Annotated in this window: 12 protein-coding genes; 9 read left to right on the forward strand and 3 right to left on the reverse strand. The window is 63.4% G+C overall.

Translation table 11 applies throughout. The annotated features are described in order from the left end of the window. The first annotated feature begins 156 nt into the window (after positions 1–156). The 9 genes from KGA89_RS18825 (at position 157) to KGA89_RS18865 (ending at position 8733) form a co-directional block, all read left to right on the forward strand. Positions 157–906, forward strand: coding sequence for an AraC family transcriptional regulator (locus KGA89_RS18825; protein ID WP_223472251.1), 750 nt, complete (start codon positions 157–159; stop codon positions 904–906). Between the two features lie 234 nt (positions 907–1140). Then, positions 1141–1959 (forward strand): transporter substrate-binding domain-containing protein, encoded by an 819-nt coding sequence (locus KGA89_RS18830; RefSeq protein ID WP_014339130.1) that lies wholly within the window; start codon positions 1141–1143, stop codon positions 1957–1959. Positions 1960–1969: 10 nt separating this feature from the next. Continuing rightward, positions 1970–3748 (forward strand): aconitase X, encoded by a 1779-nt coding sequence (locus KGA89_RS18835; RefSeq protein WP_028236925.1) that lies wholly within the window; start codon positions 1970–1972, stop codon positions 3746–3748. Further along, positions 3741–4406 (forward strand): amino acid ABC transporter permease, encoded by a 666-nt coding sequence (locus tag KGA89_RS18840; RefSeq protein WP_013693525.1) that lies wholly within the window; start codon positions 3741–3743, stop codon positions 4404–4406. Before KGA89_RS18835 ends, KGA89_RS18840 begins: the two co-directional genes overlap by 8 nt. Positions 4407–4418: 12 nt before the next feature. Next, positions 4419–5069 carry an amino acid ABC transporter permease gene (locus KGA89_RS18845; RefSeq protein WP_003202560.1) on the forward strand — a complete coding sequence of 217 codons (651 nt, stop codon included), beginning with the start codon at positions 4419–4421 and terminating at the stop codon, positions 5067–5069. Then, entirely contained in the window at positions 5062–5784 is a 723-nt protein-coding gene (locus KGA89_RS18850; RefSeq protein WP_003202562.1) for an amino acid ABC transporter ATP-binding protein, read from the forward strand. Before KGA89_RS18845 ends, KGA89_RS18850 begins: the two co-directional genes overlap by 8 nt. Before the next feature lie 119 nt (positions 5785–5903). Beyond that, positions 5904–6932 carry a trans-3-hydroxy-L-proline dehydratase gene (locus KGA89_RS18855; RefSeq protein ID WP_223472252.1) on the forward strand — a complete coding sequence of 343 codons (1029 nt, stop codon included), beginning with the start codon at positions 5904–5906 and terminating at the stop codon, positions 6930–6932. Between the two features lie 109 nt (positions 6933–7041). Then, positions 7042–7959, forward strand: coding sequence for a dihydrodipicolinate synthase family protein (locus KGA89_RS18860; protein ID WP_003202565.1), 918 nt, complete (start codon positions 7042–7044; stop codon positions 7957–7959). Between the two features lie 219 nt (positions 7960–8178). Further along, positions 8179–8733 (forward strand): DinB family protein, encoded by a 555-nt coding sequence (locus tag KGA89_RS18865; protein WP_223472253.1) that lies wholly within the window; start codon positions 8179–8181, stop codon positions 8731–8733. A gap of 71 nt (positions 8734–8804) precedes the next feature. On the opposite strand, the gene KGA89_RS18870 is transcribed toward KGA89_RS18865, so the two are convergent. The 3 genes from KGA89_RS18870 to KGA89_RS18880 all read right to left on the reverse strand — a co-directional run bounded on the left by KGA89_RS18870 (position 8805) and on the right by KGA89_RS18880 (position 12082). Further along, the gene (locus tag KGA89_RS18870; RefSeq protein WP_223472269.1) at positions 8805–9869 is read right to left on the reverse strand and encodes a 2,3-butanediol dehydrogenase; all 1065 of its coding nucleotides are present in this window, start codon (positions 9867–9869) and stop codon (positions 8805–8807) included. A gap of 84 nt (positions 9870–9953) precedes the next feature. Beyond that, the gene (locus tag KGA89_RS18875) at positions 9954–11066 is read right to left on the reverse strand and encodes an acetoin dehydrogenase dihydrolipoyllysine-residue acetyltransferase subunit (protein ID WP_223472254.1); all 1113 of its coding nucleotides are present in this window, start codon (positions 11064–11066) and stop codon (positions 9954–9956) included. Next, positions 11066–12082: an alpha-ketoacid dehydrogenase subunit beta gene (locus tag KGA89_RS18880; RefSeq protein ID WP_013693530.1), complete on the reverse strand. Its 1017-nt coding sequence runs from the start codon at positions 12080–12082 to the stop codon at positions 11066–11068. The genes KGA89_RS18875 and KGA89_RS18880 overlap by 1 nt, the downstream gene beginning before the upstream one ends. Between the last annotated feature and the right edge of the window lie 10 nt (positions 12083–12092).

The following is a 12092-nucleotide window of genomic DNA, read 5'->3' on the forward strand; positions in this document are numbered from 1 at the left end:
AATCGAAACCTTGCTGAACCTGGAAGAAACCCCACCCACCTGAACCCGAAAACAACTTCCCTGTGGGAGCGAGCCTGCTCGCGATGGCGGCGTGACAGGCACTACATTTTCGACTGACACTGCGCCATAGCTCCCACAAAAAAGACGACGCCGGCCATGTACCCCTCGCTCACCGCCTTCGCCCCCTGCGACCTCGACACCCTGCTGCGCAGCCTGCAGCCCATCGCTCCTCTGCTGGACACCCTCGCGGACGTGGTGTTTTTCATCAAGGACAAGCAGGCCCGCTACGCCTTCGTCAACCAGACCCTGGCCCGCCGCTGCGGTTTCAAACACAGCGGCGACCTGCTCGGCCTCACCGCCGAACAGGTATTCCCCGAGCGCTTCGGCCCGCTGTACACCGAACAGGACCGCCGGGTGCTGGCCAGCGGGCGGGAGTTGGCCGACCAGCTCGAACTGCATTTGTATTACGGCAACCAGCCCGTCTGGTGCCTGACCCACAAGCTCGCCCTGCACGATCCAGACGGCCAGGTCGTCGGCCTGGCCGGCATTTCCCGCGACCTGCAACTGCCGCAATCGAGCCATCCGGCGTTCCACAAACTGGCGGCGGTGGATGCCCATATCAAGCAGCACTTCGCCCGCCCCATCAGCCTTGTCGAGCTGACCGCCATTGCCGAATTGTCGGTGGCGCAACTGGAGCGGCACTGCAAACGCATCTTCCAGCTCACGCCGCGGCAGATGATTCACAAGGCACGGCTGGAAGAAGCCTCGCGGCTGTTACTCGACAAAGACCTGCCAATCACCGAGATCGCCCTGCGCTGCGGTTACACCGACCACAGCGCCTTCAGCCGCCAGTTTCGGGCCCTGACCAGCCTTTCGCCGAGCCAGTATCGCGAAAATCAGCGCTGATTCTTGTTCCCTGATGGGGCGTCGAGCCCCGTGATTGCTCCCATCTGTAACACCCCGCCCCAGCACCGCCTCCTCGCCCTGCTTGTTAACGCCCGGCATGAAAGCCTCTAGATCAGCCCTCCAGTGACATTACTGCGCCTCAACCAGAAACGGGCACGCCGATTGCTTATCTAATATCGTATACGAAATCCTCAATACGATATCTCACCGCATTTATTCGACAGCGAGGCATTTATGAAAAACCCTGCATTGGCCGTAGCCCTCAGCGTTGTCCTCACCCCGCTTTTCATCGCCCCCGCCCACGCCGACAAGCTCGATGACATCATCGGCTCCGGCAAGCTGCGTTGCGCCGTGACCCTGGACTTCCCACCCATGGGCTTTCGCGATGAAAGCAACAAGCCGGCGGGATTCGACGTGGACTATTGCAACGATCTGGCGAAGGTTCTCGGTGTAGATGCCGAAGTGGTGGAAACCCCATTCTCCGACCGAATCCCCGCGCTGCTGTCGGGCCGCGCCGATGTCATCGTCGCCTCCACCTCCGACACCTTGGAGCGGGCCAAGACCGTGGGCCTGACCGTGCCCTACTTCGCCTTCCAGATGGTCGTGCTGACCCGCGACAACACCGGCATCAACAGTTACGCCGACCTCAAGGGCAAAGCCCTGGGCAACACCAGCAGCACCTACGAAGCCATCGCCCTGGAGAAGGACCAGAAAAGTTGGGGCAGCGGCAGCTTCCGCGCCTACCAGTCGCAGAACGACACCTTGCTGGCCGTCGCCCAGGGGCACATCGACGCCACCGTGGTGACCAACACCGTGGCCGCCGCGACCATCAAGTCGGGCAAGTACAAGGGCCTGAAGATTGCCGGTGACGCGCCCTACGTCATCGACTACGTGTCCCTCGGCGCCAAGCGCAGCGAATACGGCCTGCTCAACTACCTCAACCTGTTCGTCAACCAGCAGGTGCGCACGGGTCGCTACAAGGAACTGTTCGTCAAATGGGTCGGCACCGACATCCCGCCGGCCAACCTGACCGTTCCCCAGGTCTATTACTGAGGATCGACGCATGCCAAGCACGCCTGTCCGTGTGAAAGGCCGCAGCCTGGTGGAGGGTGCCGCCCAGGGCGCCCTGCTGTTCGCCGACGTGGGGCTGAGTTTCTGGGGCGGGGTCGATCCAGCCAGCGGCGAGGTCATCGACCGCCACCATCCCTTGAGTGGCCAGCGCCTGGCCGGGCGCGTGCTGGCGATCCCCAGCGGACGCGGTTCCTGCACCGGCAGCAGCGTCTTGATGGAGCTGATCAGCAACGGCCACGCACCCGCGGCCCTGGTGCTCGCCGAAGCCGATGAAATCCTGACCCTGGGCGTGCTGGTGGCGCAGGTGATTTTCCAACGCTCGCTGCCGGTGGTGTGCGTGGGGCATGAGGCCTTCAATGGACTGCGCGGCCAGGGTTTCGTGCGCCTGGAAGGCGACATCCTGACACTGTCTGGCCGGCCGCCAAACGACGGCTGGCAAGGTTCTGACCCAGCGCCGCAGCCGCCCACATCCTCAACCCTGGAATTGAGCGAACAGGACCGGGCGTTGCTCGACGGCGCTCACGGCAAGGCTGCCCAAGTGGCGATGCAAATCGTGCTGCGCATGGCGCAGATCCAGGGCGCCACGCAACTGCTGGACGTGACCCAGGCCCATATCGACGGCTGCATCTACACCGGCCCGGCCAGCCTGCGCTTTGCCGAACAACTGGTGCAGTGGGGGGCGAAGGTTCGCGTCCCCACCACCCTCAATTCCATTTCCGTGGACCAGCGACGCTGGCGGGAACTGGGCGTCGATCCGGCCCTGGGCGAACCGGCCAGTGCCTTGGGCGATGCCTACATGGCGATGGGCGCGCAACTGAGTTTCACCTGCGCCCCCTACCTGCTGGACACCGCGCCAAAGGCCGGCGAACAAATCGTCTGGGCCGAATCCAACGCGGTGGTCTACGCCAACAGCGTGCTGGGGGCGCGCACGCAGAAGTACCCGGACTTCCTCGATATCTGCATCGCCTTGTGCGGACGGGCACCGTTGACCGGCTGCCACCTCGACGACCGGCGCAAGGCCCAACTGATCGTCGACGTACCGGCGCTGGGTCACGTGGACGACAGTTTCTATCCGCTGCTGGGCTATCACATCGGCAGCCTGGCGGGCCGGCGCATCCCGCTGATACGTGGGCTGGAACACGCCGCCCCCACCCTGGACGACCTCAAGGCCTTCGGCGCCGCGTTCGCCACCACCAGCGCCGCGCCGTTGTTCCACATCGCCGGGGTAACGCCGGAAGCCCTCGACCCTGCCGATGTCTTGGAGAGCGACGTCACCTTGCCGCAGGAAAGCGTCGATGCCGCCGGCCTGCTTGCCAGTTGGCGCGAGCTCAACAGCGCCCGGGACAACTGGGTGGACGTGGTGTCCCTGGGTAACCCGCATTTCTCCCTCAGCGAATTCGCTGCCCTCGCGACCTTGTGCACGGGCCGGGTCAAGCATCCGTATGTGGTGCTGGCGATCACCTGCGGCCGGACGGTGCTGGAGCAGGCCCGCAAAGCCGGGTACCTGGCCGCCATCGAGACCTTCGGCGCGGTGCTGGTGACCGACACCTGCTGGTGCATGTTGGGCGAACCGGTGATTCCGCCCCACGCCACCACGCTGATGACCAACTCCGGTAAATACGCCCACTACGCACCCGGCCTGGTCGGGCGTGGGGTGCACTTTGCCGCCCTCGCCGAATGCGTCGAGGCCGCCTGCACTGCCTCGACCCGCGGCCAGCCGCCGGCATGGCTGCAACCCACCGCCCGCACGGGGAGCCCGACTCATGTTTGACTACAGCTTCCAATGGCGCCCGGCCTTGCGCGCCCTGCCCGACATGCTCGCCGGGGCCTGGGTGACGTTCGAGACGGCCGCGCTGTCGATGATTTTCGGTGTGCTGATCGCCCTGGTGCTGACGGTGATGCGCCAGGCCCCGAATCGCTTGCTGCGGGGTGTGGGCAATGGCTGGGTGTCCATCGCCCGCAACACGCCCTCGCTGTTCCAGATCTACATCCTCTATTTCGGCCTCGGCTCCCTCGGGCTGCACGTCAGTTCCTGGCTGGCCTTGCTGGCCGGGATCACCTTCAACAACGCCGGCTACCTGGCGGAAAACTTTCGCGGCGGCCTCAAGGCCGTGCCCAGTACGCAAATGCGTGCCGCCCGCTCCCTGGGGATGAGCGCCTTCCAGGCGTACCGGATGATCATCGTCCCGCAACTGTTGCGCATTGTGTTCTACCCGTTGACCAACCAGATGGTCTGGGCGGTGCTGATGACGTCCCTGGGGGTGGTGGTCGGCCTGAACAACGACCTCACCGGTGTCACCCAGGAATACAACGTCAAGACCTTCCGCACCTTCGAATACTTCGCCCTCGCGGCAGTGCTGTATTACCTGATCGCCAAGCTGATCGTCGGGCTGGCCCGGCTGTTGTCCTGGCGGTTGTTTCGTTATTGAGGAGCGTGGGTCATGTTTTCTACAAGCCTCAGCGTCAACGACCTGCTGTATTTGCTCGAGGGGGCCTGGGTCACGCTGCAACTGACCGTCTGGTCGATCCTTTTGGGCACCCTGGCCGGGTTGCTGTTCGGTCTGCTGCGGGCGTTGTTGCCACGGGCCAGCCTGCCGTTGGCCTGGTTGCTGGACGTGTTCCGCAGCGTGCCGCTGCTGATCCAGTTCGTGCTGTTCAACTCGCTCAAGAGCATCGCCGGCCTGAACCTCAGCGCCTTCGCCGTCGGTTGCATCGTCCTCGGGGTCTATGCCGCGGCTTACTTCACCGAAATCGTCCGCGGTGGCGTGCTGGCGGTGCCGTTGAGCACCCGCCGGGCCAGTCGGTCACTGGGCCTGAGCTATGTGCAGGACCTGCGGTTCATCGTCCTGCCGATTGCCACCCGGGTGGCCTTTCCCGGCTGGCTGAACCTGGTGCTGGGCGTGATGAAAGACACCGCCCTGGTGATGTGGATCGGCATCGTCGAATTGCTGCGGGCATCGCAAACCATCGTCACGCGCATTCAGGAACCCCTGCTGGTGCTGTGCATCGCGGGCCTCATTTACTACGTCATGAGCCTGGTGGTCGCCCGCCTCGGCGCACGCCTGGAAAGAAGGTGGCAGGAAAATGATTGAGATCGAAAACGTACACAAATCCTTCGGTGACCTGGAAGTGGTCAAGGGTGTGAGCCTGACCGTGGACAAGGGCGAAGTGGTGTCGATCATCGGCGGTTCCGGCTCCGGCAAGTCGACCTTGCTGATGTGCATCAACGGCCTGGAACCGATCCAGAAAGGCAGCATCCGCGTGGACGGCATCGAGGTCCATGACCGGACCACCGACCTCAATCGCCTGCGGCAGAAGATCGGCATCGTGTTCCAGCAATGGAACGCCTTCCCCCACCTGACAGTGCTGGAAAACGTGATGCTCGCGCCGCGCAAGGTGTTGGGCAAAAGCAGGCAGGACGCCGAAGCACTGGCGGTGCAACAGCTTGAACATGTGGGCCTGGGGGACAAGCTCAAGGCCTTCCCCGGCAAGCTTTCCGGCGGCCAGCAGCAGCGCATGGCCATCGCCCGGGCGCTGGCGATGTCGCCGGACTACATGCTCTTCGACGAAGCCACCTCGGCCCTGGACCCGCAACTGGTGGGCGAAGTGCTGGACACCATGCGCATGCTCGCCGAAGACGGCATGACCATGGTGCTGGTGACCCACGAGATCCGCTTCGCCCGGGACGTGTCCGACCGCGTGGCGTTCTTTTGCAATGGCCGGGTCCATGAAATCGGGCCGCCGGACCAGGTGATTGGCAATCCGGTGCAGCCGGAGACGGCGGCTTTTCTCAAGTCGGTGAAATAGCGGATGGCCTCATCGCGAGCAAGCTCGCTCCCACACTGTTTCGTGTGCACCACAAAACCCTTTGTGGGAGCAAGGCTTGCCCGCGATGAGGCCCGACCAGACACACAAGGATTTGACTCATGCGCTCATCAAAAATCATCCATGTCGTCAGCTGCCACGCCGAAGGCGAAGTCGGCGATGTGATCGTCGGCGGCGTCGCCCCTCCGCCTGGCGCCACGGTGTGGGAACAGTCACGCTGGATCGCCCAGGACCAGACCCTTCGCAACTTTGTCCTCAACGAGCCCCGCGGCGGTGTGTTCCGCCACGTCAACCTGCTGGTGCCAGCCAAGGACCCACGGGCGCAAATGGCCTGGATCATCATGGAACCGGCCGACACCCCGCCGATGTCCGGCTCCAACTCGCTGTGCGTCGCCACCGTGCTGCTGGACAGCGGCATCCTGCCAATGACCGAGCCCCAGACCCGCCTGGTGCTCGAAGCGCCAGGTGGCCTGATCGAAGCCGTGGCCGACTGCCGCGACGGCAAGGTGCAACGGGTCGAGATCAAGAACGTGCCGTCCTTTGCCGATCGCCTCGATGCCTGGATCGAGGTCGAGGGCCTGGGCTCGCTGCAGGTGGACACGGCCTATGGCGGCGACAGCTTTGTCATCGTCGACGCCCAGCGCCTGGGCTTTGCCATCCGCCCTGACGAAGCCGCCGAACTGGTGGCCGTGGGTTTGAAGATCACCCGCGCCGCCAACGAACAACTGGGCTTCGTGCATCCGCTGAACCCCGACTGGTCGCACATCTCGTTCTGCCAGCTCGCCGCGCCCATCGTCCAGGAAAGCGGCATCGCCACCGGCGCCAATGCCGTGGTGATCCAGCCCGGCAAGATCGACCGCTCGCCCACCGGCACCGGCTGCTCGGCACGCATGGCGGTGCTGCACGCCAAGGGGCTGATGCAGGTCGGCGAACGCTTTATCGGCCGCTCGATCATCGGCTCCGAATTCCACTGCCACATCGATTCACTGACCGACGTGGCCGGACGCCCGGCGATTTATCCGTGCATCGCCGGACGGGCGTGGATCACCGGGACGCATCAGTTGTTGCTCGATCCGGCCGATCCGTGGCCGCAAGGCTACCGGCTTTCGGATACCTGGCCGGGCGCATGATTTTTTGAACTGGCGTCGCCCCTGTGGGAGCAAGCTTTGCTCCCACAGGGGATTTGTTGTGAATTCACTTTTACCTGCGTATACGAAATACCATAACCGGAGACAACCCATGAGCAAACGCATCAACTGGAGCGGCGTCTTCCCTGCCGTCACCACCCAATTCAACGACGACTTTTCCATCAACCTGGAAAAAACCCACCAAGTGATTTCCAACGTCATTCGTGACGGTGTTTCCGGCCTGGTGGTCTGCGGGTCGGTGGGGGAAAACACGTCCTTGAGCGCCGAGGAAAAAATCGCCGTGACCGAAGTCGCGGTAGACGCCTCCCGTGGCCGCGTGCCGGTGATCTGCGGCGTGGCCGAATTCACCAGCGTGCAAGCCGCCAAGGTTGCCAACGCGGTGCGCAAGGTCGGCGTCGACGGAGTGATGCTGATGCCGGCGCTGGTCTATGGCTCCAAGCCGTTCGAGACCGCCGAGCATTTCCGCTACGTGGCCCGACATGCCGACGTGCCGCTGATGGTCTACAACAACCCGCCGATCTACAAGAATGACGTGACACCGGACATCCTGATTTCCCTGGCCGATTGCGACAACGTGGTGTGTTTCAAGGATTCCTCCGGTGACACCCGGCGCTTTATCGACGTACGCAACGAAGTCGGCGACCGTTTTGTGTTGTTTGCAGGCCTTGATGACGTGGTGCTGGAAAGCCTTGCCGTGGGGGCCGAAGGTTGGGTCTCGGGCATGTCCAACGTGTTCCCGCAGGAAGGCGAGACCATTTTCCGCCTGGCCCGCGCCGGACGCTTCGCCGAGGCGATGCCAATCTACGAATGGCTGATGCCGATCCTGCACCTGGACGCCCGCGCCGACCTGGTGCAATGCATCAAGCTGTGCGAAGCCATCGCCGGCCGCGGCAGCGCCCTCACCCGCCCACCGCGCCTGGCCCTGCCGGAAGCGGACCGGGTATATGTGGAGCAGATCATGGCCAAGGCCCTGGCGAATCGGCCGGTGTTGCCGGATGTGGGGCTTTGACCACAAGGCATGACGCTAACCGGCGGTGATTGTGCCGCCGCTATCGCGAGCAAGCTCGCTTCCACAGGGACCAAGGTGCAAGGAGGATTTGCAGCCCATACAAAATCCCTTGTGGGAGCGAGCTTGCTCGCGATAGCGGTCTGCCTGAGCCGGCTATGCTGGATGTGCCGACTAAATCGCGAGCAAGCTCGCTCCCACAAAGTCTTGACGAGGCTTCCCATGAATTATTTCCTGGCCCAGGCTCTGAACAATCAGTGGGCCAACCACCGGCTACTCACTGCCTGCGCGCAGTTGAGCGAGGCTGAATACGAAGCGCCGCGCACGGGGTTCTTCCCGTCCATACAAGCCACGCTTTGCCACATCCTGGAAGTGGACCGCTATTACCTCACTGCCCTGGAAGGCGACCGCGATGGGCAGATAAAGGACTTTTCCGAGACCCTGGCCTTTGCCCAACTGAAGCAAAGCCAAACCCAAACCGACCAGCGGCTGGTGGCGTTCTGCGAAACCCTGCGGGAGAAAGACCTCGCCCGCTGCGTGGAGCTGGTACGTGTCGACGGTGTGGTGCGCGAGCGCATCGACCGGCTGCTGTTGCACCTGTTCGAACATCAGATCCATCACCGCGGCCAGGTGCATTCGATGCTCAGTGGCACCGGCATCAAGCCACCGCAGCTCGATGAATTCTTCCTCGATTGCGACCGTACTTTTCGGCAAGACGAAGAGCAGCAACTGCAACTCAACGAAACGACCGTCTGGCAAGACTATCTGCCGGACTGAACGTCGCCCCTGGCCGAAAAAAATGCGATGGCCGCTGCCGGCCATCGCCAAATCGCCCACGTCAGGCGCTCTCAGATCCGTGCGGGAGACACGATGATTTTCACGTTGTGCTCCTTGTTATTGACCAACTCCTCGAAGCCCTGGCCGACAATCTGCTCCAGCTGGATGCGACCCGTGACCAGTGGCGAAATGTCCAAGCGCCCATCGGCGATGAAGGCAATCACATCGGCGAATTCGCCGTTGTAGGCCAGCGCGCCGAGCACCTGTTTTTCGGTGGAGACCAGTTCGAAGAAATTGAATTGGCTGGGTTCCTCGAAGATACCCACCAACACACACTTGCCGGCCTTGCGGATCAGGTCGATGGCCAGTTTCGCGGTGTGCTTGTTACCGATGCATTCGAAACTGACATCGGCCCCCAGGCCACCGGTCAGGCGGCGGACTTCGGCCAGGGCGTCGCATTCATTCGGATCGATCACATGGCTGGCCCCGACTTCCAGGGCCTTGGCCTTGCGCGCACCGGACATTTCCAGGGCGATCACCTGGGCCGCGCCGGCGGCCTTGGCGCACATGATGGTGCACAGGCCGATGGTGCCGGCGCCAACCACCACCACGTTCTGGCCCAGCAGGCTGCCGGCCTTTTTCACCGCATGCATGCCCACCGCCAACGGCTCTATCAACGCACCGGCCTCGGCTGGGAAATCGGCAGGCAGTTTATAGAGCAGGTTGGCCGGTACGTTGACCAGTTCGGCGAACGCACCGTTGTTCATCAGCCCGGTGAAGGCCAGGTTCTCGCAAATGTTGTAGAGCCCGTGGGTGCAGTAATAGCAGGTGCCGCAGTGCTGACAGGCGTCCGCCGCCACCGGTTCACCGACACTGAAGCCTTCGACGCCGGCACCCAGTTCGACGATCTCGCCGCAGAACTCATGGCCGAGGATGCACTGGCCCTTGATTCCGGTCAGCGGGTGTGGCGCGTCCACCGGGATGAACACCGGCCCGGCCACGTACTCATGCAGGTCGGAGCCGCAAATGCCGCACCATTGCACGCGGATCTGCACCCAACCGGCGGGCGGCGAAATCGGCAGTGGCACGTCTTCGACGCGGATGTCGTTGCGGCCATGCCAGACGGCGGCGCGCATGCTGCGGGTCGGCTTGATTGAAACGTTCATGACGTTGCCTCCAGAATTTTGTAGGGACGACGACGCATGTCGCCGTCCACTTGATCAGTGCTGCTCGGTGAAGCCGAGGATCAGCCGGTTGACCTGCTCGGCCGCTTCCATTTGCACCATGTGGCCCTGGCCGGACAGCACCTCCACCTGGGCACTCAGCCCCTCGCTATGAGCCACCGGGATGATTGCGTCATCGCTGCCCCAGATCACCAGGCTCGGTACGTCGCCGGCCTGCACCACTTCGCGCAAGTCCATCTGTTGGCGGCCGTCGGCGAACAGCGTCGCTGACAGTTGCTGCAGCGCCGCGTCCACGCCCTCCAGGCGCTTGTACTTGAGCATGTCGTCGAGCATCTGGCGGTTGACCAGTTCGGCATTGGAAAACAGTTGAACCAGTTGCGGCTTGAGGGCGTTGCGGTTAGCCGCGTCGACAAAACCTCGCAGGTAGCTGCCGTTGATCTCCGCGCCCAGCCCGGCGCTGCCAATCAAGGTCAGCGACCGGACTCGCTGGGGCATCAGGCGTGCGGCATTCAGCGACACCGCCCCACCCATGGAATGCCCGACCAGATGCGCGGCGTTGATGTCCAGGTGATCGAGCAAGGCCAGCACCACGCCGCTCAATTCGTCCAGATCGCCGCGCTGCAGGGTTTTCGAAGATTCGCCATGGCCCGGCAGGTCCAGCGCAATGACTCGACGCCCGGCCGCCAACGCCTCGTGGTTGAACAGCCAGTTGTTCAGGTCGCCGCCGAAACCATGCACCAGCAACAACGGCGTACCGCCCTCGCCCCGCTCGAAATAGCGGATCACCCGGCCGTCCAACTCGACTTTCTGCGGTTTCGGCCCACTGTCTTCGTCGGCCGCATCGCCGGGCACAAAGGTCGATTGGAACTGCTCGATGACCGCATCGATCTCGGCCTCGCTGGCATCGCCGTCGACCACGATGCCGAGCAAGGCGCCGACCGCCAGGGTTTCGTCCTGGCGGGCGATCTGGCGGCGCAGGATTCCGGAAAACGGTGCCTCGACGCTGCTGGAGATCTTGTCGGTCTCCACGTCCATCACTTCATCGCCCTTGGTGATGGCCTGGCCCTCCTCCTTGAGCCAGGCATCGACCCGGCCCTCGGTCATCGACAGGCCCCACTTGGGCATGGTCAGGGTATGAATCTGGCTCATCAGCGCTTGCTCCACTCGATCACGTTGAGCACGGCTTGTTCGATCTTCGCCGCGTCAGGGATGTACAGGTCTTCCAGCGAATCGGAGAACGGCACCGGGGTGTGCGGCGCGGTGACCATTTCAATCGGCGCCTTGAGCGCGCCAAAGGCTTTTTGCGCCACCAGCGCCGAAATATCGGTGGCCATGGAACAGCGTGGGTTGGCCTCATCGATCACCACCAGGCGCCCGGTCTTCTCGACACTTTCCAGGATGCTGTCCTCGTCCAATGGGCTGGTGGTGCGCAGGTCGATGACTTCGCAGTCGATGCCACGCCCGGCCAGGCTGCGCGCCGCGTCCATCGCGGTGTTGACGGTGCGCCCGTAGGACACGAGGGTCACGTCCTTGCCGTCACGCAGGAAGTTGGCCTCGCCAAAGGGAATGGTGTAGAGCTCTTCCGGCACCTCGCCCTGCATGCTGTAGAGCAACTTGTGCTCGCAGAAGATCACCGGGTCGTTGTCGCGGATCGCCTGGATCAGCAGGCCCTTGGCGTCGTAAGGCGATGACGGGCACACTACTTTGAGTCCCGGAATGTGCGTCCACAACGACGTGAGCATCTGCGAATGCTGGGCGGCGGCGCGCAGGCCGGCGCCGACCATGGTGCGGATCACCAGGGGCGTGGAGGCCTTGCCGCCGAACATGTAGCGAAACTTCGCCGCCTGGTTGAGGATCTGGTCCAGGCAGCAGCCGGCAAAGTCGACGAACATCAGTTCGCACACCGGGCGCACGCCGCAGGTGGCGGCCCCGACCGCCGCGCCGACGTAACCGATTTCCGACAGCGGCGTGTCCAGCACGCGTCCGGGGAACTGGGCGTAAAGCCCCTTGGTAACGCCGAGCACACCGCCCCAGGCGTCGTTTTCACCGGGTGCGCCAGCACCACCGGCCACGTCCTCACCCATGATGAAGACGCTGGAGTCGCGGCGCATTTCCTGGGCCAGGGCCTCGTTGATTGCCTGCTGATAGCTGATTTTTCTCGCCATGATGGGATTC

The organism is Pseudomonas sp. A-RE-22 (assembly GCF_019956035.1).
GTDB classification, from domain to species: Bacteria; Pseudomonadota; Gammaproteobacteria; order Pseudomonadales; family Pseudomonadaceae; genus Aquipseudomonas; species Aquipseudomonas brassicacearum.